This is a genomic window from Gordonia sp. McavH-238-E, assembly GCF_022348225.1.
Classification (GTDB): domain Bacteria; phylum Actinomycetota; class Actinomycetes; order Mycobacteriales; family Mycobacteriaceae; genus Gordonia; species Gordonia terrae.
Genome location: NZ_JAKRFE010000015.1, coordinates 45,082 through 64,883 on the forward strand (window position 1 = coordinate 45,082; position 19,802 = coordinate 64,883).

Here is a 19,802-nt window from a genome sequence, read left to right on the forward strand (position 1 = left end):
TCTTGAGCGAGGCATCGGACCCCGAGCAGACGCGCAGGCGGCGGGACAGTGATCCCGACCGCAAGGGACCCAGCGCATGGGACTCGGCGTTGCGGCTGCTCGGGGTCCGTGCGCGTTCTCGGCAAGAGATGCGGGATCGGCTGACGCGCAAGGGTTTCGAACCCGAGGTGGTCGACGAGGTGATGGCACGCCTGGAACAGCACAAGCTGCTCGACGACGAAGAGTTCGCGTCCGAGTGGGTGCGGTCCCGGCACCTCAATTCCGGTAAGGGACGCGTGGCGCTACGGCATGAACTGCGCACCAAGGGCGTCGACGAGTCGGTCATCTCCGAGGCACTGGCCCATATCGACCCCGACGACGAACGAGAGATCGCGTCCGGTCTGGTGGCCCGCAAACTCACACCCTCGGTCGTCGACCGCATCGGCGATGATCGCGCCGAGCGTGACAAGGCGATGCGTCGCCTCGTCGGGATGCTGGTGCGGCGCGGGTATTCCCAGTCACTCGCCTTCGAGGTCGTGGGTGAGGCGCTCAGTGCGCTTCGCAGCGGCTGAGCGCCTCACCTCGTACTACTTACCGGTCGGCATGTTCTCCGACGCCGCGAGTTCCGTCGCCTCGGGGTCCGCGGGCCGCCCGGACGACCGGCGCCCTTGCCGAAGCCGTCGCTCGAGAGCGGTGGCGAAGGTCGAGAGCCCGAAGTTGATCAGGATCATGATGATGGCGACGACGATCAGCGCGGGGATGTAGTTGCCGTAGCGCGATGCCGAGAGCAGGCCGCTGCGCACCACCTCGGAGTACCCGATGATGTAGCCCAGCGCGCTGTCCTTCAAGGCCACGACCATCTGCGAGATCAGCGCGGGCATCATCGCGGTGATCGCCTGCGGCAGAAGGACGATGCGCATCATCTGGCTCTTGCGCAGCCCCAGTGCCATCGACGCCTCGGTCTGGCCCTTGGGCAGCGAGTTGATTCCCGACCGCAGGATCTCGGCCATGACCGACCCGTTGTAGAGGGTCAGACCGGTGACCACGGCCGCGAACGCCAGGAACGACGACGGGAAGATGCCGTAGATGGCGAACAGGAACCACGTGAACACCATCAGGATCAGCACCGGGATGGCACGGAAGACCTCGACGAACAACCCCGAGAGCGTCCGCACCCACAGGTGGTCGGAGAGCCGACCGATGCCCAGGACGGCCCCGAGCAGCAGCGACAGCACGATGGACACCGCCGCGGCCGCCAGGGTCCGCCACAGGCCCGGCAGGATGTAGCCGGTCCAGGTGCTCCACGTGACGAACGGCGACCACTTCTCGGCGGTGAACTGTTCGTTGGCGGCGAGGACGACGATCACGTAGATCGCGATGGCGGCCAGGATCGCGAGGAAGGCGATCGCCAGCAGGCGGTTGCGGGCCCGGGCGCGTGGTCCCGGCGCGTCGTAGAGAACGGTCGAGTCGGCACTCATCGTTTCACCGCCAGTCGCTTGGCGAGGTAGCCGAAGACGGCACCCTCGCTGAGTGTGATGATCATGAACCCGACTGCGATGACGCCGAAGATGACGAACAGCTGATCGGAGTAGGTCTCGATCTCGGTCTTCATCAGGGCCGCCGCCTCGGCGACACCGATCACCGAGGCGACCGTGGTGTTCTTGGTGAGCGCGATCAGGACGCTGCCCAGCGGACCGATCACCGACCGGATCGCCTGCGGCAGCACGATGATCCCGAAGACCTGCGCGAACGACAGACCGAGGGAACGAGCCGCCTCGGCCTGGCCGAGCGGGACCGTGTTGAAGCCCGACCGCAACGTCTCACAGACGAACGTCGACGTGTACAGCACGAAGGCCAGGACGGCGAGCCAGAAGTTGTTCGACTCGATCGTCGGCGCGAACGTGAGTCCCAGGTTCTGATACAGGCCGATCGCACAGAACAACACCACCAGGGTCAGGGGTGTGTTCCGGACGATGTTCACGTACACCTCGGCGAATCCGCGCATCACCGGCACGGGGGAGACGCGCATGGCGGCGAGGATCGTGCCCCAGACCAGCGAGCCGATCGCCGAGTAGAAGGTCAACTGGATGGTCACCCAGAAGGCGGGCCACAGTTCGGGACCCATGCTCTCCCACAGAGAGACGTCATTCATCGGTTGCTCCGTCGCTCACTGGAGCCCGGGCGGGCACGGGGTGGAGGGCGAGTCGAGGAAGTCGAGATCGCCGGGATCGGGCAGGTACGGGAACTTCGAGTCCGGCCGGTCGGCACGCGCGATGATCTCGTCCACGTAGGGGTTGCCGAGCGCCTTGCGCAGTGCGGCGTTCCAGGCGGACTCGCCGTCGACCGCGGGCGCGAGCATGGCGTCGAGCGCCTTGTTCACCGCGTCCTGCGAGGCGGTGTCGTCCAGGGCGAGCCCCACGCCGTAACGCTCGGTCGAGAACGGGCTGCCCGCGGTCTTCAGGGCGTCCTTGACGCAGGCGTCCTTGAGGTAGGTCATCTCGACGAGCTTGAACTCGCCCTCCCAGAAGTTGGAGTAGCCGGCCAGGATCGCCTCGTCGGTGGTCACCGCGTCGACCTTGTCGCGGCGCAGCGCCTCGACACAGGCCGAATAGGAGTCGTACTCCTGCAACTGCACCGCGGGGAGCTGTGCCTTGACGTTCTGCGCCGGCGTCGAACCGGTCACCGAGCAGAGCTTCTTGCCCTTGTCGAGGTCGGCGAGCTGGTCGATCGTGTTGTCGTCGGCACGCACCATCAATCCCTGATAGGTGACGAGATACGGGCCGCCGAAGGACACCTTCTTCGACCGGGCCGCGTTGATCGAGTACGTGGCCGCGATGAGGTCGACCTCGCCGTTGTCGATCATCGCCTCGCGTCGTGCCGAGGGCGTCTCGCGCCAGGTGACCTCGGGATGGGGGACACCGAGGTCGTCGGCGATGTGGTTCACCACGTACCGCGACACCGACGCGTCGAAGCCCTCGACGTTGCCGTCCGGCTCGTACAGACCGAGACCCGGCTGATCGAACTTGACGCCGAGCACGACCGAGCCCTCGCGGATGGAGTCGAGCAGGTTGCGGGGTTCGGTGCTGCCACACGCCGACAGCACGGTGGCGAGCAGTGCGCCGACTGCCAGGATCAACCCGGCGGTGCGTACCTGTCTCATGTCAGTGCCCCAGGATCTTGCCGAGGAAGTCCCGGGCACGGTCGGTCGCGGGGTTGCTGAAGAACGTCTCCGGATCGGAGTCCTCGATGATCGCCCCGTCGGCCATGAAGATGATGCGGTCGGCGGCCTTGCGCGCGAAGCCCATCTCGTGGGTCACGACCACCATCGTCATGCCCTCTTTCGCGAGGGACACCATCACGTCGAGCACCTCGTTGACCATCTCCGGATCGAGCGCCGAGGTCGGCTCGTCGAACAGCATGATCTTGGGGTCCATCGCCAGCGAGCGGGCGATCGCCACCCGCTGCTGCTGGCCGCCGGAGAGCTGGGCGGGATACTTGTCCTTCTGGCTGGCGATGCCGACCCGTTCGAGCAGTTCGAGGGCGCGCTTACCGGCCTCGTCCTTGCTCTTCTTGCGCACCTTGATCGGTGCGAGGGTGACGTTCTCGAGAATTGTCTTGTGCGAGAACAGGTTGAAGGACTGGAAGACCATTCCGACGTCGGCGCGGAGGCGGGCCAGATCCTTGCCCTCGGCCGGCAGGACCTGACCCTCGACGAGGATCTCGCCGCCGTCGATCGGCTCGAGGCGATTGATCGTGCGGCACAGGGTGGACTTGCCCGAACCCGAGGGTCCGAGGACCACCACGACCTGGCCGGCGGGCACCTCGAGATCGATGTCCTTGAGGACGTGCAACGACCCGAAGTGTTTCTGCACCCCGCGCATCGCGATCATCGGCTTGGACCCGGGGTCCGCGGACTTGCTCGGCGAAATGGTCATTGGGGAACCCTATCCGCCGACGTGCATCCGGGTGTCCTGTGGGAGTCGATTTGCTCGCGCCCCGTACCCTCGTAAGAGTGAGTATCGAGTTGTCGGATCGGCCTGAGCAGGCAGCACCCGCCGCGCGCAGCTATCAGGTTCGTACCTACGGCTGCCAGATGAACGTCCACGATTCCGAGCGGATCGCCGGTCTCCTCGAGGACGCCGGGTACGTGCGCGCGGCCGAGGACGACGCCGCCGATCTGGTCGTCTTCAACACCTGCGCCATCCGCGAGAACGCGGACAACAAGCTGTACGGCAACCTGTCGCATCTGGCGCCGGTCAAGTCCGATCGGCCGGGTATGCAGATCGCCGTCGGCGGCTGCCTCGCCCAGAAGGACAAGGACACCGTGCTGTCGCGGGCCCCGTGGGTCGACGTCGTGTTCGGCACGCACAACATCGGTTCGTTGCCCGCGCTGCTGGATCGCGCCCGCCACAACGACGCCGCCCAGGTGGAGATCCTCGACGCACTCGAGCGGTTCCCCTCGAACCTCCCGGCCAAGCGCGACTCCGCCTATTCGGGCTGGGTCTCGGTGTCGGTGGGCTGCAACAACACCTGCACGTTCTGCATCGTGCCGTCGCTGCGCGGCAAGGAGGTCGATCGACGGCCGGGTGAGGTGCTCGCCGAGGTGCAGGCTCTCGTCGACCAGGGCGTCGTCGAGGTCACCCTGCTCGGCCAGAACGTGAACGCCTACGGCATGTCCTTCGCCGATCCCGACCAGCCGCGCAACCGGGGTGCCTTCGCCGAACTGTTGCGCGCCTGCGGCGACATCGAGGGACTCGAACGCGTCCGATTCACCTCACCGCATCCCGCCGAGTTCACCGACGATGTGATCGAGGCGATGGCGCAGACGCCGAACGTGTGTCCGCAGCTGCACATGCCGCTGCAGTCCGGGTCCGATCGCATCCTGCGCGCCATGCGCCGCAGCTACCGGCAGACCAAGTTCCTGGGCATCCTCGACAAGGTCCGCGAGGCCATGCCGCATGCGGCGATCACCACCGACATCATCGTCGGCTTCCCCGGCGAGACCGAGGAGGACTTCCAGGCCACCCTCGACGTCGTCGAACGGGCCCGCTTCTCGAGCGCGTTCACCTTCCAGTACTCGCCCCGCCCCGGCACCCCCGCGGCGACGATGGCCGACCAGGTCCCGCCCGACGTGGTGGCCGACCGCTACCGACGGCTCATCGCCCTGCAGGAGCGGATCTGCCTGGCGGAGAACGAGGCGCTGGTCGGCACCGAGGTGGAGCTGCTCGTCGTCGCCGACGAGGGTCGCAAGTCGGCGAAGACCCAGCGCATGACCGGACGGGCCCGGGACGGCCGGCTGGTGCATTTCGCACCCGGCACGACGTCGGGTATCCGCCCCGGTGACATCGTGCACGCGACGCTCACCGCGGCCGCGCCGCACCATCTGATCGCCGACTCCGGCGTCCTCGCGCACCGTCGGACCCGCGCCGGCGATGCGCATGAACAGAGCCGTACCCCCACGACCGCGCCCGTCGGCGTCGGGCTCGGGCTGCCGGGGGTCGGTGCCCCCGCCGCGGCCCCGATCGAGGCCGACGCCGGTTGCGGCACCGGCTGCGGCAGCTGACCACCATCACGAAGTGAGGCGATGACCATGTCCGACCCCGGCAAGTCCGACCCCGGCAAGTCCGACCCGGGAAAGCCCGACCCCGAGAAGACGGCGTTCGAGAAGTCCGTGACCGAGAAGTCGACGTTCGAGCAGTACGAGCGGGACCTGCGCAAGGCCGAACGCCGGGTCGCCGGCGAGATCGATCCGGGAGCCCGTGCGGTCGTCGTCGCCGTGGCCGTCGTCCTGGCCATGGTGTCGATGGTGCTGCCGCACACCGGTTCGGTGACCGGCCTCGAGGTGCTCACCTTCACACCCGAGGCGGCCGCCGAACGCGTCACGATCGTCTCGCGGATCTTCGTCTATCTGGTGACGATCTTCGGCATCGTCGTCTCGATGCTCGCGCTGCTCACCCGACGCTGGTTCCTGGCCTGGATCGCGTTGTGCGGGTGCGCCATCGCATGCGTCGCCGGGATGCTGGCGTGGTGGTCGCGCAACACCCCGGGAGTCGGTGGCGTCGAGCCGCCGTCGGGCGTCGGCGTCGGGCTCGTACTCGGCTGGATCGCGGTTTTCGTGCTGACGTTCCACTGGTCGCGGGTGGTGTGGGCACGTAGCTCGTACCAGCTCGCCCTCGAGGACGAACGCCGCCGCCAGGCCGCCGAGCAGGAGGCCTACGCCTCGGCGCTCTACCACAAGAAGCCGCAGCAGCCCTGACCGCTCGGATCTGACCAGCGAGGTCTGACCGCCGACAACTGACCGCCGAACCCCGACCGGGGTCGGCGGTCAGCGGATTCAGCGGTCGGTGACGGCGTTCTCAGCGGCGTCGGCCCACTCGCGCCACTGCGCCGCCTGGTCGCGCAGTTTCGCGGCGTCGCGGTCCTTGCCGCGTTCGGCGGCCTTGCGTGCCTGGTCCTCGAGTTGCGCTGCGCGATCGGCGAATTGCGCCGCCCGCGCCAGCGCCTCGGGATCGGTGCGCTGCCACTGTGCGTCCTCGGCGTCGCGGATGCGCTTCTCCAGTGCCCGCGCCCGGGCCTCGAGGCTGTGCATCTGGTCGCGCGGGACCTTGCCGAGTTCGTCCCACTGGTCGCGGAACGACCGGAACTCGCGCCGGGCGGCGTCGAGGTCGGCAGCCGGGTCGATGGCCTTCTCGGCGGCGTCGAGCAGCGCGATCTTGGCGGTCGCGTTCGCGCTGAACTCGGCGTCGCGCTCCGACGATGCCGCGTTGCGCGCCCCGAAGAACACGTCCTGGGCGGCCTTGAACCGCTGCCACAGCGCCTCGTCGGTGTCACGCGGTGCGCGTCCCGAGGCCTTCCACTCGCCGAGCAGTTCCCGGAACTTCGCCGACGTCGGGCCCCAGTCGGTCGAGCCGGACAGCTCCTCGGCGCGGGCGATCAGCGCCTCTTTGCGTTCTTTCGCTCCGGCGCGCTCGCGGTCGAGTTCGGCGAAGTGCGCACCGCGCCGGCGGTTGAACGCGTCGCGCGCCTTCGCGTAGCGCTTCCACAGCGCGTCGTCGGTCTTGCGGTCGACGCCCTTGATGGACTTCCACTCGTCGAGGATCTCGCGCAACCGGTCGCCCGCGCTCTTCCAGTTGGTCGCGTCGGCGCCGATCTGCTCGGCCTCGGTGGCCAGCACTTCCTTGCGGGCGACCGCCTCGGCGCGGTTCTTCTCGCGCTCGGCGCGGATCGTCTCGGCGACCTCGTCGGCGCTGCCGACGATGGCCTCGAGCCGGCGCTGCAGCGCGGCGACGTCACCGATCACATGCGCGTTGGGCAGTTCGTCGAGCAGATGCTTGGCGGCACCCTGCGCTTTGCGCGGGTCGCCCGACCGGGCGCTGAGTCGTTCCTCGAGGATCTCGACCTCGGTGGCCAGATCGTCGAACCGGCGTCCGAAGTGCGCGAGTCCCTCTTCGACCGTCCCGGCCTGCCACGACGCGATCTCGCGTTCGCCGTCCTCGGTCTTGAGCCACACGACGCCCGCTTCGTCGATCCGGCCGAAGCGGTGCGGATCGGCCGTGACCAGGTGCGTGACGACCGGCTCCGATGCGACGCCCGGCCGCGGGCCGGGTTTGGGGCGCGGGCCGGGTTTGGGCGCGGGTGTCGGTGAGCTCTGGCCTGCCTGCGCCGTCTGGGTGTCGGGTGAAGCGTCGCCCGGGGCGGACGATCCGGTCGCGGGTGCCGATTCGGTCGGGTTGGTCATGTGCACGTGTCCTGCCGCTCAGTGGTGCCGCGCGTCACGGCTGCCGGTCGCTGGAGTCGGCTTCCGCCGGGCATCCGATGCCCGCGATCGCCGAGAAGTACCGTTCCATTCAAGCAGTTCAGGCCCGTCGATGTGGCGTCCGTGCCGAGTTGGTGGGTCGTGGGCCGGATGTCCCGGCGCCGGGAGCGGAGCGAGCGGGCGCTTTGTTGTCGACTAGCGTCGTGGTGTGCTTGCGGCCCTCGTCTTCGTTCCGAGTGCTCCTCTGCTCGTTCCCGAACTGTCCGGACCGGCCGCCTCCGACACCGAACCGGTGCGTCGGGCGGTGCTCGACGCGGTGGCGGCGGTGCGCGACAACGGCATCGACCGGTGGGTGGCTCTCGGCGCCGCCGACGCGCCGACCGCGGGTCCGGTGTGCGAGCCGGTCCGGGGGACCTTCGCGCGGTTCGGCGTCGACGTCCCGGTCGCGACAGACACGGTGACCCCGATGATCACGGGGGCCACGGGGGATACGGCCCCCGACGGTGCGTCGCGTCGGATGAGTCTGTCGATTCTCATCGCCGGCTGGCTTGCGGAGCGGATGGCGCTCGGACCCCTGCAGGTGTGCAGTGTCGGTTCGACGACGCCGCCCGCGGAGTGCGTGGCCCTCGGTGCGGGATTGTCCGTGCGGCTCGACGAGGGGACGGAGCGGGTCGGTGTCCTCGTGGTGGGGGACGGGTCGACCGCGCTCACCGACAAGGCCCCGGGCGGGGGTCGTCGGGAGTCGGCGGTGGCGCTCAACGACACGGTCGTCGCAGCGCTCGGTTCGGCGGATACCGCGGCGCTGACGGCACTCGATCAGCAGCAGTGCGATGTCGAGGGTGTCGGCGGCCGGGTCGCGTGGCAGGTTTCGGCGGGCCTCGTCGGCGACCGTTCGGTCCGGGCCGCACTCGACTTCGCCGACGCGCCCTTCGGGGTGGGGTATGCGGTCGCGACGTGGACCGTCGACCGCGGCGGACGTGTTCAGTGAGCGAGGCATCCCTCCCGTCGGCTCCCACCCCGATCGCTGTCGTCGGGCCGACTGCCTGCGGCAAATCCGACCTCGCCCTCGACCTGGCCGAACGGCTCGGCGGGGAGATCGTGAACATCGACGCCATGCAGCAGTACCGGGGCATGGACGTCGGAACGGCCAAGCTCCCGCCCGGCGAGCGCCGCGGCATCCCGCACCATCAGCTCGATGTGCTCGACGTGACCGAGGTGGCGACCGTCGCGCGTTATCAACAGGCCGCGCGGGCCGACGTCGACCGGTTGCGCGCCGCGGGCCGGGTCCCGGTGATCGTCGGCGGATCGATGATGTACGTCCAGGGACTCCTCGACGACTGGCAGTTCCCGGCCACCGATCCCGACGTCCGGCGGCGCTACGAGGACATGCTCGACGAGCGCGGGGTGGGCGCGATGCACCGGTTGCTCGCGTCGGTCGACCCGGCCGCGGCGGCGACCATCCTCGCCACCGACGGCCGCCGCATCGTGCGAGCGCTGGAGGTGGTCGAGTTGACCGGTGCGCCGTTCGCCGCGTCACAGCCGACGATAGGCGAGCCGCGGTGGGGCACGATCATCCTCGCCCTCGACCGGGACACCGAGGAACTCGACGACCGCATCCGACGGCGCACGAGTGCGATGTTCGAGCAGGGTCTCGTCGACGAGGTGGAGGAGCTCTGTGCCCGTGGCCTGCGGGACGGGCGCACGGCCTCGCAGGCGATCGGCTACAAGCAGGTGCTCGCCGCCCTCGACGGCGAGTACGACCTCGCGCAGGCCGAGGAACTGACGTTCATCGGGACCCGGCGGTATGTCCGGCGGCAGCGGTCGTGGTTTCGGCGCGATCATCGGGCCGTGTGGCTCGACGCCGCCGCACCCGACCTCCTCGACCGAGCGCTGCGTGTCGTCGCCGGCGACGCCCCGTAGTCTGTTCTCCGTGACTTCCGCCCCGCAGAGCAGTGCGAACGACGGCCTGGCCCCACCGGGTGTGCAATTCGGCGGCCTGCCTTTCGTCAAGGGGCACGGCACCCAGAACGACTTCGTGGTCCTCGCCGACCCGGAGGCCGAGCTGTCCCTCGACGCCGAGATGGTCGCCGCGCTGTGCGACCGGCAGCGGGGGATCGGCGCCGACGGACTGCTGCGCGTCGCGCGGTCGAGTGCCCTGGTGGCCGCCGGTGTCCTCGACGCGCTGCCCGACGGGGTGTCCGCCGACGACTGGTTCATGGACTACCGCAACGGCGACGGCTCGGTCGCCGAGATGTGCGGCAACGGCGTCCGGGTGTTCGCGCACTTCGTTCGCGCGTCGGGCCTCGTCGACACCGACACGTTCCCCGTCGGTTCCCGGGCGGGCGCGCGAGGCGTCACCATCCACTCCTTCGACGCGGTACACGCCGAGGTCACCGTGGAGATGGGCGTGGCACGGCTGGACGGATCGTCGGTGGTCCGCATCGGCGACGACATCTACCCGGGCGCGATGGTCGACGTGGGCAACCCCCACCTGGCGTGCGTCGTCGCGGACATGACCGCCGACGATCTCGCCGCCATCGACTTCGGGGCCGGGGTGACGATCGAGGCCGACGACTTCCCGCACGGCGCCAACGTCGAGCTCCTCACGCCTCCTGTCGACGGACCCGACGGCGGGCTGACCGCGCGGATGCGGGTCTTCGAGCGGGGTGTCGGGGAGACGCGCAGCTGTGGGACCGGCCTGGTCGCGGCCGCGCGCGCCGCGCTGGACGCCCGCGGAACGGACGCGGGGGAGCTGCGTATCGGTATCCCGGGCGGAGAGGTCACGGTGACGATCCGTCCCGACGGATCGACCCTGCGCGGGCCGTCGATGCTCGTCGCCGACGGGGTGCTCCGGCCCGGCTGGCAGCGCTGAGCTCGATATTCGCGTGCTCGCATCCTGGCGGACGTGAGACCATGGATCTCGTATGACCGAATCACGAGAAGACATCATGTCCGCAGCCGATCTCAGTGTCCGGGACACCACAGGTCCCACCAGTGGGGACCCGATTGGCGTGGACCCCACCACCGGCGAACTCCAGCTCTCCGAGCGTGCATCTCTGCAACGCGTCGCGGGACTCTCCACCGAACTCACCGACGTCACCGAGGTCGAGTACCGGCAGCTCCGACTGGAACGCGTGGTCCTGGTCGGCGTGTGGACCGAGGGCAGCGCGGCTGCGGCCAAGGCCAACATGACCGAGCTGGCCGCGCTCGCCGAGACGGCCGGATCCCAGATCCTCGACGCGGTGATCCAGCGTCGCTCCAAACCGGATCCCGCCACCTACATCGGCAGCGGCAAGGCCGAGGAACTCCGCGAGATCGTCCTCGCGACCGGCGCCGACACCGTCGTCTGTGACGGTGAGCTCACCCCCGCCCAGCTGAACGCGCTGGAGAAGGTGGTGAAGGTGAAGGTCATCGACCGCACCGCCCTGATCCTCGACATCTTCGCCCAGCACGCGACCTCGCGGGAGGGCAAGGCGCAGGTCTCCCTCGCGCAGATGGAGTACATGCTCCCGCGACTTCGCGGTTGGGGTGAATCGATGTCCCGGCAGGCCGGTGGCCGGGCGGGCAGCAACGGCGGCGTGGGTCTTCGCGGTCCGGGTGAGACCAAGATCGAGACCGACCGTCGCCGGATCCGGGAGCGAATGGCCAAGCTGCGCCGCGAGATCCGTGGGATGAAGAAGGCGCGGATGACGAAACGCGCTGCGCGCAAGAGTGGTTCGATCCCGACGATCACCGTCGCCGGGTACACCAACGCCGGCAAATCCAGTCTGGTCAACGCGATGACCGGTGCCGGGGTGCTCGTGCAGGACGCCTTGTTCGCGACCCTCGATCCCACCACCAGGCGTGCCACGCTCGACGACGGGCGCGCGGTCGTGTTCACCGACACCGTCGGGTTCGTCCGCCATCTGCCGACCCAGCTCGTCGAGGCATTCCGGTCCACGCTCGAGGAGGTCGTCGACGCCGACCTGTTGCTCCATGTCGTCGACGGCGCGGATGCCTTTCCGATGGAACAGATCTCGGCCGTCCGTCAGGTCATCAACGACATCGTCGCCGAGGAGGGCGTTTCCGCGCCGCCAGAGCTGCTGGTGATCAACAAGATCGACGCCATCGACGGCAACCGCCTCACCGAGTTGCGCGGTGCGCTCGGTGCGGATGCGGTCTTCATCTCCGCCCGGACCGGAGAGGGACTGCCCGAACTGTTCGGGCGTGTTCGCGAGTTCGTCGGTCGCGAGGACGTGGAGATGACCATCGAGGTGCCGTTCGACCGGGGCGACGTCGTCTCTCGGGTTCACAGCGAGGGTGAGGTCATCTCCTCGGAGCACACCGAGGCCGGCACGACGATGAAGGTCCGCGTCCCGGCCGCGTTCGCGGGCGAGATCGCGGACCTCCGGATCTGAGCGGGTTCGCTGCGTACGGACTAATCCGCGTCGAGATCCTTCTCGACGAGATCGACGATGGTGTCGAGCGCGGCCTGGTCGTCGGCCGTGACCACCACCCGGGTCCCCTTCTCGGCCCCCAGCGTCATGATCATCAGCGCCGATCCCGCGTCGACCGGATCGCCGCCCTCGAGACCCAGCGTCACGGGGCTGCCGGTCTCGGCGACCGCCTCGGCGATGATCGTGGCGGGTCGGGCGTGCAGTCCGACGGCGGAGCCGACGGTGGCGGTGGTGCTGGGCATGGGAACTCCTTCGAGTGGGTTGGGATGTCGGGTGGGGTCGGTCGTCGTGCGATTCGGTGCCGGGGTCTGACCCGGATGTCGGGCGGTCGGGTGGTCGCGTCGTCGAGGCGTCAGGCGGCGACCGCCTCGAGTTCGTCGAACGCGACGGCGTCGCGACTGCGATGGACCTGCTTGGCCGCGATCACCAGGACGGCGGACAAGACGGTACCGGCGACGAGTGCGACGAGGAAGAGCACCCAGTTGTTCATCGCGAAGAAGACGAAGATGCCGCCGTGCGGAGCACGGAGTTCGACGCCGAACGCCATGATCAGTGCGCCGCTGAGCGCGCCGCCGGCCATCATCGAGGGGATGACGCGGAAGGGATCGACCGCCGCGAACGGGATGGCGCCCTCGGAGATGAACGACGCGCCGAGAAGCCATGCGGCCTTGCCGTTCTCGCGCTCCGGCTCGGTGAACAGGCCGGGGCGCAGGACGGTGGCGAGTGCGAGCGCCAGCGGCGGGACCATGCCGGCGCACATCACGGCCGCCATGATCTGGTACTGCGCGGTGCCTGCGGTCGCGGCGTCGGCGATCCCGGCGGTGGCGAACAGGTAGGCGGTCTTGTTGACCGGCCCGCCGAGGTCGAAGCACATCATCAGACCGAGCACGATCCCGAGGGCGATGGCCGATCCGCCGGACATGCTCTCCAGGCCGCTGTTCATCTGCTCGGTCAGCCAGGCGAGCGGCTTGCCGAGCACCATGTAGAGCAACCCGCCGACGATCATGCTGCCGAACAACGGGATGACCACGACCGGCATGAGGCCGCGCGCCCACTGGGGCACCGGGGTCCGCGCGATCCACAGGCACACCACACCGGCGATGAGGCCGCCGATCAACGCGCCGATGAAGCTGGCGCCCACCGCGAGCGAGACGATGCCGGCCACGAAACCGGGTGCGATACCGGGTCGGTCGGCGATCGCGAACGAGATGTAGCCGGCGAGCACCGGGACCGCGAGTCCCATCACCCCCGAGCCGATCGCGAAGCTCACCGCACCCAGGTACTGCAGGAGTCCACCGGACGGCAGGTCCCACAGACTGTTGTTCAGGGCGATGAACGCGCCGTCGCTGAGGGTGCCGCCGTCGTCGAGGGTCGTGTTGGCGACCTCGTAACCGGCGAGGAGGAAGCCGAGTGCGATGAGCAGTCCGCCGGCGGCGACGAACGGGATCATGTAGCTGACACCGGTCATCAGGGCCTGGCGCGTGCGGCCCGCGAGGCCCACGCCCGACGTTGCGGTGTCGGCGGACTCGGCATCGGCCCCATCGCCGGTGACGCGCGCCGCGTTCGGGTTGCGCCCCGCGGCCACCGCCTCGGCGATCATCGCGTCGGGTTCGTTGATCGCCCGTTTCACCCCGGATGCGATGACGGGTTTGCCGCTGAACCGGTTGCGACCCTTCACCCCGACGTCGGTGGCGAAGATGACGGCATCGGCCGAGGCGATCACCTCCGGGTCGAAAGCGGTGGTGGCCGAGGACCCCTGGGTCTCCACCGCGAACTCGACACCGGCCCGCTCGGCTGCGTACTTGAGCGCATCGGCGGCCATGTAGGTGTGGGCGATCCCGGTGGGGCACGCGGTGATCGCCACGATGCGCGGCTTCGAGTCCGCGGTCTGGGCCGGATCGGTCGGGGCCGGGTCCTTCTGGGCCGGTGCGCTCTCGGGCTTCGCGGTCGACACCGCTGCAGCTGCGGGCGCTACGGCCGCCGGGGCGGCGGGGGCGGGGGGTGCGGGGTTGATGGCCTCGTCGACCAGTTCGATCACTCGCTCCTCGTTCTCCGCCGCGCGGAGCGAGGCCACGAAGTCGGGCCGGACGAGTGAGCGGGCCAGGGAGCTGAGGAGTTTCATGTGCGCGCTGGCGCCCCCCTCGGGGGCGGCGATGAGGAAGACCAGGTCGGCCGGCCCGTCCGGCGCGCCGAAGTCGACCTTCCGGGACAGCCGCGCCATGGCGAGACTGGCCGTGGTCACCGACGCGGTCCGGGCGTGCGGGATGGCGATGCCGCCGGGAAGCCCGGTGGCGGACTTGGCCTCCCGGTCCAGCGCGGCCCGCGCGAGATCGGCGGGATCGGTGGTCCGGCCGGCCGCGGCGAGCGCGTCGGCCAGCGTGGTGATGACGGCGGCGGGATCGCCGCCGGCGTCGACGTCGAGACTCACCGTCTGGGCGGTGATGATCTGCTCGGTCATGGGATGTCCTTCGGTGACAGGGGGTACGGGGTCAACGGGTGGTACTGGATGTGCGGTGCGGGTCCGTGAAGGTGGCGTCAGCTCATGCGGGCGGCTCCCGACAGTTCGGTCACCCGGACGCCGGGGAGGTCGAGATGGTCGGGAGTCGGGGCCTGGGTGCCCGCTAACGAGGCGGCCGCGGCGCCGTAGGCCACCGCCGACCGGAGGCAGTCCGCGGGCGAGGCCCCCGTGCTCTGGGCGATGAGGAAGCCGGCGAGCGAGGAGTCGCCGGCGCCGACGGTGCTGCGCGGCACGATCGGAGGGGGTGTCGCCGACCAGACGCCCGATGCGGTGACCAGGACGGCGCCGGCTGCTCCGAGTGTGGCCAGGACGTTGCCGCCGATCTGTTCCGCGATCGTGGTCGCGGCCTCGACCACGGGTTCGAGGTCGTTGCGCGACAAGGCTTCCCGCAGCGTGGCCGGGTCGGCGCCGGTCAGTTCGGCGAGTTCGTCCTCGTTGGGTTTGATCAGGTCGACGCGACCGGCAACGGTCGCCCGGAGCGGGGCGCCGGAGGTGTCCACCGCGACGCGGCACCCGGCCAGGACCAGGTCGTCGGCGATCGCGCGGTACCAGTTGTCGGGTACGCCGGGCGGGAGGGAGCCGCAGAGGGTGACCCACTGGGCGGAGTCGGCGTGCGCCCGGATGAGTTCGACGAGCGCATCGCGATCCCGCTCGGTCAGCGCGACACCCGGAGCGTTGATCTTGGTGGTCGTGCCGTCCGACTCGGCGATCGTGATGTTGGAGCGGACCTCGCCGTCGACGGGCACCGCGTCGTAGGCGAGTCCGAGTTCGTCGAGTGCGGTACACAGCGGGTCGCCCGTCCGCGCGGGGAGCAGGGCTCGGGTGGACAGGCCGGCGGCCGCGACGACGCGGGCCACGTTGACGCCCTTGCCGCCGGGTTCGGTGCGGACCGTACCGGCGCGCTGCACCTCGCCGCGTGCCAGCGGTGCGCCGAGCTCGAGGGTGCGATCGAGGCTGGGGTTCGCGGTGACGGTGACGATCATGCGATCACGACCTCGACGCCGCGCGCGGACAGTGCCGCCGAGAAGGCCGGGTCTATCCCGGAGTCGGTGATGAGGACGTCGACGTCGTCGATCCCGGCGAAGGAGGAGAGGTCTTCGCGATCCATCTTCGAGCTGTCGGCGAGGACCACGACGCGTTGCGCGGCCGCGACCATCGCCGCTTTCACCGCCGCCTCGTCGGGATCGGGAGTCGACAGCCCATGGGACTCGCTCAGACCGTTGGTGCCGAGGAACGCGGTGGTGACCCGAAGGCGGCGGAGCGCGTCCACCGTCTCGACGCCCACCGTGGCCTGGGTGAGACCACGGACGCGTCCGCCGAGCGCATGGAGCCCGTCGGGGTGGGTGCCGGCCAGCAGGCCGGCGATGGGCAGGCTGTTGGTGAACAGGGTGAGCCTCCGATCGGGCGCGGTCGCCTCGGCGGCGCGGTAGGTCGTGGTGCCGGCGTCGAAGAGCACGGAACCGCCGTCCGGCGGCAGGAAACGGATCGCCGCCCGGCCGATCGCCGTCTTCTGTTCGATCTGGCTCGACTCGCGCTCGTCGATGCCGAGCTCGCCCAGGGCGCGCATGACCTCGGCGCGCACGGCACCGCCGTGGACTCGCTGCAGATGTCCGGCACGCTCCAGGACGGCGAGGTCTCGACGAACGGTCTCGCTCGTGACGTCGAACTTCTCGGCGAGCGCGGCCACCGACGCCCGCCCGGCGACGCGCACCTCGTCGACGATCGCCTGTTGTCTCTCCTCGGCGTACACACCGCTCCGATCTCCGGTTCCGACCACCCCGCTTGTTGAGGCGTGTGGGATTGCATGTTGTAGTAATTGTGTTTACGCCTGTTTGTGTTGACAAGTCAAGCACTTTTTGTAACGGTGGTCACATCGGTAGTCGAGTGAGAGGCAAGACGATGGCGCAGATCCTGACAGGGACCCCGGTGGTCGGCGGACTGGCCCACGGTCCCGCGCTGTGGCCGGGCGAGCGACCCGATCACTCACCGGAGAAGCTCGGCGTCGGCGTGGAGATCCCCGAGGAGCGTCGTGCCGACGAGGTGACACGCTTCGCCACGGCGGCCGGCGCCGTCGCCTCGCGACTGCGTACGCGCGCCTCCCAGAACACCGGGGTGACCGCGGAGGTGCTCGCGGCGACCGCGGGACTCGCCGAGGACCGGGGGTGGATCGGGGCCGCGAGCGCGCTCATCACCAAGGGCGCCACGGCCGAGGCCGCTGCCGTCGCCGCGACCGATCAGTTCGCGGCGGTGTTCACCAAACTCGGCGGGTTGATGGCCGAGCGGGTCACCGATCTGAACGATGTCCGCGACCGCGTGCTCGCCGAACTGCTCGGTCTACCCGAACCGGGCGTGCCGACACCGCAGGTGCCCTCGGTGCTGCTCGCCGACGACCTCGCACCCGCCGACACCGCCGGTCTCGACCCGACGACCACGATCGCGCTCGTCACCCGGCTGGGTGGGCCGACCAGCCACACCGCGATCATCGCCCGGCAACTGGGGATCCCGTGTGTGGTGGCCGTGGCCGATCTCGCCGAGATCGGACCCGGCACAACGGTTCTCGTCGATGGGACGACCGGCCGGGTCGAGGTGGAGCCTGACGCGGAGACGGCGCGGGCGCGAGTCGAGGAGGATCGTCGGCACGCCGAGCTCGTCGCCGGGTGGACGGGTCCGGGGCAGACCGCCGACGGCATCGCCGTCTCGGTGCTCGCCAATGTCGCCGACGGATCGTCGGCGCGGGCCGCCGCCGGGCACCCGGTCGAGGGCGTCGGACTCTTCCGCACCGAACTCGCCTTCCTCGAACGCGCCGACGAACCGTCGGTGGACGAACAGGCCGCGATCTACCGGGAGGTCCTCGACGCGTTCGGCGGGCAGAAGGTGGTGATCCGTACCCTCGACGCCGGCTCGGACAAGCCCTTGAGGTTCGTGACCCACCCAGACGAATCCAATCCCGCGCTCGGTGTCCGTGGGGATCGAATCGCCCTGGCGCATCCCGAGATCCGAGCCCACCAGCTCGACGCGATCGCGCACGCCGCGTCGGGTTCCGACGTCGCGCCGTGGGTCATGGCGCCGATGATCGCCTCGCCGTCCGAGGCGCGCGCCTTCGCCGCGGAGGTCCGCGGCCGGGGCCTGGTCGCCGGGGTCATGATCGAGGTGCCCGCGGCCGCCATCCTGGCCGAGGCCGTGCTCGCCGAGGTGGACTTCGTGTCGATCGGCACCAACGATCTGACGCAGTACACGATGGCGGCCGATCGGATGTCGGCCGATCTCGCCGGATTGACCGATCCGTGGCAGCCCGCGGTGCTCAGCCTGATCGCGGGTGTCGCCGCAGCGGGTGTCCGCCAGGGCAAGCCGGTCGGGGTGTGCGGTGAGGCGGCTGCCGATCCGAATCTCGCCTGCGTGCTCGTCGGTCTCGGGGTGACCTCGCTGTCCAGCGCGCCGGCCGCGGCCGCCGCGGTGGGGGCTCGGCTCGGCGAGGTGACCGCGCAGGACTGCCGCGCCGCCGCCGACGCCGCGCTGGCCACGTCCGACCCCGCCGCGGCGCGAGAAGCTGCCGCGGCGGTGCTCGACCGTTCGGTCGGGGGAGAGGTCAGACTCGCCGCATCACGGTGACGACCTTGCCGAGGATCACGGCGTCGTTGCCCGGGATGGGATCGAACAGCTCGTTGTGCGGCATCAGCCACACATTGGCGCCTTGACGCTTGAAGGTCTTCACGGTGGCCTCGCCGTCGATCATCGCTGCGACGATGTCGCCGTTGTCGGCGACGTTCTGCTGCCGCACGACGACCCAGTCGCCGTCGCAGATGGCGGCGTCGATCATCGACTCGCCCACGACGCGCAGCAAGAAGAGCGAGCCCTCGCCGACCAGCTCGCGAGGAAGCGGGAACACGTCCTCGACCGCCTCCTCGGCCAGGATCGGGCCACCGGCCGCGATCCGGCCGAGGACCGGCACGAAGGTCGGCTCGGGCAGCCGGCCGGCCGGCGGGGTCTCCGGCGACGGCGATTCGCTCGGCGCGATGTTGACCGCACGCGGCCGGTTCGCATCCCGCTTGAGCAGACCCTTGCGCTCGAGGGTCCGTAGCTGGTGGGCGACCGACGATGTCGAGGCCAGGCCGACCTCGTCGCCGATCTCGCGGATGCTCGGCGGGTAACCGCGCTCGCGTACCGAGCGGCGGATGACTTCCAGGACCCCGAGCTGGCGCGGGGTGAGTGAGGCCTCGGCGGCGGCGACGTCGATGGGGGCCTCGTCGTCGGCTCCCCGCGCTCGGCCGCGCCTATCGCCGGTGTCACTCATGTTCGGTTCCTCTCGTCTTCGGAACGTGCTGGTAGATGGCCCGTGGGGATGTTCAGCCGCGTCCGAGCCTAGCGGAGTGCGACCTCCACCTCAAACATTTGTTCGATGTGTCGCGAGACTTTGTCGGTGCGCCGTGCTACAAATTCGAACATCAGTGCATCGAACATCTGATCGAAGTTCGAACACCGGATGCCAGACACCCGAACACCCGAAGATCCCGCACCGAACACCCGGAGGGCACCATGCGCACCGCCACTCTCGTCGCTCCCGTCCGTACCGAGCGTCCCGACACCGTCCGGGCGCGCACCGACCGCGCCGACCGTATCCGGACCCGGACCCCGCTGTCCGACGGTTCTCGGCCCGTCGACAACCGGCCGGCAGGCAACCGTCCGGTGGGCGGGTCGCCACTGACGCCACGCGTCGGCGGCACGCACTGCGGCTCCGCGGTGGGTGCCCGGGGCCGCGGGCCGGTCGGTCCGGATGCGGCGGTGTTCCGTCGCCGTCGCCGCACCGCCGTCGCGGTCCTCGCCGGCGTCGGCCTCGCGTTCGTCGTGTGGGTGTTCGGTGTCGTCGGTCAGAACTATTCGGACTCGATGACGCCCGCCGCGGTGAGCGCAGAGGTCGTCCACGTGCGCGCCGGGGATTCCCTCAGTACGATCGCCGGCCGGGTGGCGCCCGAGATGCCCCGCGACATCGTGATCGACGAGATCGTCGCGATGAACGATCTGCCGTCGAGTGCGCTGCAGGTGGGTCAGCCCCTGCTCACCCCCCGGTACCGCTGAGGCCGGGCGGTATCCTCGATGGCACAGGGGCCGGCCGAGA

At 69.8% G+C, this 19,802-nt stretch carries 19 protein-coding genes and 1 pseudogene; 9 read left to right on the forward strand and 11 right to left on the reverse strand.

What is annotated here, in order from left to right; translation table 11 throughout:
* The first annotated feature begins 2 nt into the window (after positions 1-2).
* On the forward strand, positions 3-551 hold the full coding sequence (locus MHN80_RS20545; protein ID WP_239403451.1) for a regulatory protein RecX: 549 nt from the start codon (positions 3-5) through the stop codon (positions 549-551).
* A gap of 15 nt (positions 552-566) precedes the next feature.
* On the opposite strand, the gene MHN80_RS20550 is transcribed toward MHN80_RS20545, so the two are convergent.
* The 4 genes from MHN80_RS20550 to MHN80_RS20565 are packed head-to-tail and all read right to left on the reverse strand — an operon-like array spanning position 567 to position 3,869.
* Positions 567-1,457, reverse strand: coding sequence for an amino acid ABC transporter permease (locus tag MHN80_RS20550; RefSeq protein WP_239403452.1), 891 nt, complete (start codon positions 1,455-1,457; stop codon positions 567-569).
* On the reverse strand, positions 1,454-2,131 hold the full coding sequence (locus tag MHN80_RS20555) for an amino acid ABC transporter permease (RefSeq protein WP_064571738.1): 678 nt from the start codon (positions 2,129-2,131) through the stop codon (positions 1,454-1,456). The genes MHN80_RS20550 and MHN80_RS20555 overlap by 4 nt, the downstream gene beginning before the upstream one ends.
* A gap of 15 nt (positions 2,132-2,146) precedes the next feature.
* Complete coding sequence (locus MHN80_RS20560; RefSeq protein ID WP_239403453.1) at positions 2,147-3,139, reverse strand: glutamate ABC transporter substrate-binding protein; 993 nt, start codon at positions 3,137-3,139, stop codon at positions 2,147-2,149.
* 1 nt (position 3,140) lies between these two features.
* Entirely contained in the window at positions 3,141-3,869 is a 729-nt protein-coding gene (locus MHN80_RS20565; RefSeq protein WP_197505675.1) for an amino acid ABC transporter ATP-binding protein, read from the reverse strand.
* Between the two features lie 134 nt (positions 3,870-4,003).
* Between MHN80_RS20565 and miaB the strand changes: the two genes are divergently transcribed.
* On the forward strand, positions 4,004-5,542 hold the full coding sequence (gene miaB, locus MHN80_RS20570; RefSeq protein WP_239403484.1) for a tRNA (N6-isopentenyl adenosine(37)-C2)-methylthiotransferase MiaB: 1,539 nt from the start codon (positions 4,004-4,006) through the stop codon (positions 5,540-5,542).
* Between the two features lie 77 nt (positions 5,543-5,619).
* Here miaB and MHN80_RS25940 read toward each other — a convergent pair.
* Positions 5,620-5,697: pseudogene (locus MHN80_RS25940) on the reverse strand (hypothetical protein); the annotation flags it as partial.
* On the opposite strand from MHN80_RS25940, the gene MHN80_RS20575 reads away from it, so the two are divergent.
* Entirely contained in the window at positions 5,690-6,235 is a 546-nt protein-coding gene (locus MHN80_RS20575) for a hypothetical protein (protein ID WP_110117494.1), read from the forward strand. The pseudogene MHN80_RS25940 and the gene MHN80_RS20575 sit on opposite strands and share 8 nt — an antisense overlap.
* Before the next feature lie 78 nt (positions 6,236-6,313).
* Here MHN80_RS20575 and MHN80_RS20580 read toward each other — a convergent pair whose 3' ends face one another.
* The gene (locus tag MHN80_RS20580) at positions 6,314-7,717 is read right to left on the reverse strand and encodes a DUF349 domain-containing protein (RefSeq protein ID WP_239403454.1); all 1,404 of its coding nucleotides are present in this window, start codon (positions 7,715-7,717) and stop codon (positions 6,314-6,316) included.
* Positions 7,718-7,943: 226 nt separating this feature from the next.
* On the opposite strand from MHN80_RS20580, the gene MHN80_RS20585 reads away from it, so the two are divergent.
* From MHN80_RS20585 to hflX, 4 genes are all read left to right on the forward strand, one after another.
* On the forward strand, positions 7,944-8,723 hold the full coding sequence (locus MHN80_RS20585) for a hypothetical protein (protein WP_239403455.1): 780 nt from the start codon (positions 7,944-7,946) through the stop codon (positions 8,721-8,723).
* Entirely contained in the window at positions 8,720-9,655 is a 936-nt protein-coding gene (gene miaA / locus MHN80_RS20590) for a tRNA (adenosine(37)-N6)-dimethylallyltransferase MiaA (protein ID WP_064571744.1), read from the forward strand. Before MHN80_RS20585 ends, miaA begins: the two co-directional genes overlap by 4 nt.
* 61 nt (positions 9,656-9,716) lie before the next feature.
* Positions 9,717-10,607 carry a diaminopimelate epimerase gene (dapF, locus tag MHN80_RS20595; RefSeq protein WP_239403485.1) on the forward strand — a complete coding sequence of 297 codons (891 nt, stop codon included), beginning with the start codon at positions 9,717-9,719 and terminating at the stop codon, positions 10,605-10,607.
* Positions 10,608-10,659: 52 nt separating this feature from the next.
* A complete protein-coding gene (hflX, locus tag MHN80_RS20600; protein ID WP_239403456.1) occupies positions 10,660-12,132 on the forward strand; it encodes a GTPase HflX in 1,473 nt (490 codons plus the stop codon).
* Between the two features lie 20 nt (positions 12,133-12,152).
* Here hflX and MHN80_RS20605 read toward each other — a convergent pair whose 3' ends face one another.
* From MHN80_RS20605 to MHN80_RS20620, 4 genes are all read right to left on the reverse strand, one after another.
* Positions 12,153-12,413: an HPr family phosphocarrier protein gene (locus MHN80_RS20605; protein WP_004019388.1), complete on the reverse strand. Its 261-nt coding sequence runs from the start codon at positions 12,411-12,413 to the stop codon at positions 12,153-12,155.
* 110 nt (positions 12,414-12,523) lie between these two features.
* Positions 12,524-14,629 (reverse strand): fructose-specific PTS transporter subunit EIIC, encoded by a 2,106-nt coding sequence (locus MHN80_RS20610; protein ID WP_239403457.1) that lies wholly within the window; start codon positions 14,627-14,629, stop codon positions 12,524-12,526.
* 77 nt (positions 14,630-14,706) lie between these two features.
* Positions 14,707-15,672 carry a 1-phosphofructokinase gene (pfkB, locus tag MHN80_RS20615; RefSeq protein ID WP_239403458.1) on the reverse strand — a complete coding sequence of 322 codons (966 nt, stop codon included), beginning with the start codon at positions 15,670-15,672 and terminating at the stop codon, positions 14,707-14,709.
* Positions 15,669-16,439: a DeoR/GlpR family DNA-binding transcription regulator gene (locus MHN80_RS20620; protein ID WP_010840857.1), complete on the reverse strand. Its 771-nt coding sequence runs from the start codon at positions 16,437-16,439 to the stop codon at positions 15,669-15,671. The genes pfkB and MHN80_RS20620 overlap by 4 nt, the downstream gene beginning before the upstream one ends.
* Before the next feature lie 149 nt (positions 16,440-16,588).
* On the opposite strand from MHN80_RS20620, the gene MHN80_RS20625 reads away from it, so the two are divergent.
* A complete protein-coding gene (locus tag MHN80_RS20625; protein ID WP_239403459.1) occupies positions 16,589-18,298 on the forward strand; it encodes a phosphoenolpyruvate--protein phosphotransferase in 1,710 nt (569 codons plus the stop codon).
* Here the strand turns inward: MHN80_RS20625 and lexA are convergent.
* Positions 18,276-18,980 carry a transcriptional repressor LexA gene (lexA, locus tag MHN80_RS20630; RefSeq protein ID WP_239403460.1) on the reverse strand — a complete coding sequence of 235 codons (705 nt, stop codon included), beginning with the start codon at positions 18,978-18,980 and terminating at the stop codon, positions 18,276-18,278. The genes MHN80_RS20625 and lexA overlap by 23 nt on opposite strands.
* 242 nt (positions 18,981-19,222) lie before the next feature.
* Here lexA and MHN80_RS20635 point away from each other — a divergent pair, with 242 nt between their 5' ends.
* A complete protein-coding gene (locus tag MHN80_RS20635; RefSeq protein ID WP_239403461.1) occupies positions 19,223-19,762 on the forward strand; it encodes a LysM peptidoglycan-binding domain-containing protein in 540 nt (179 codons plus the stop codon).
* Positions 19,763-19,802: the final 40 nt, after the last annotated feature.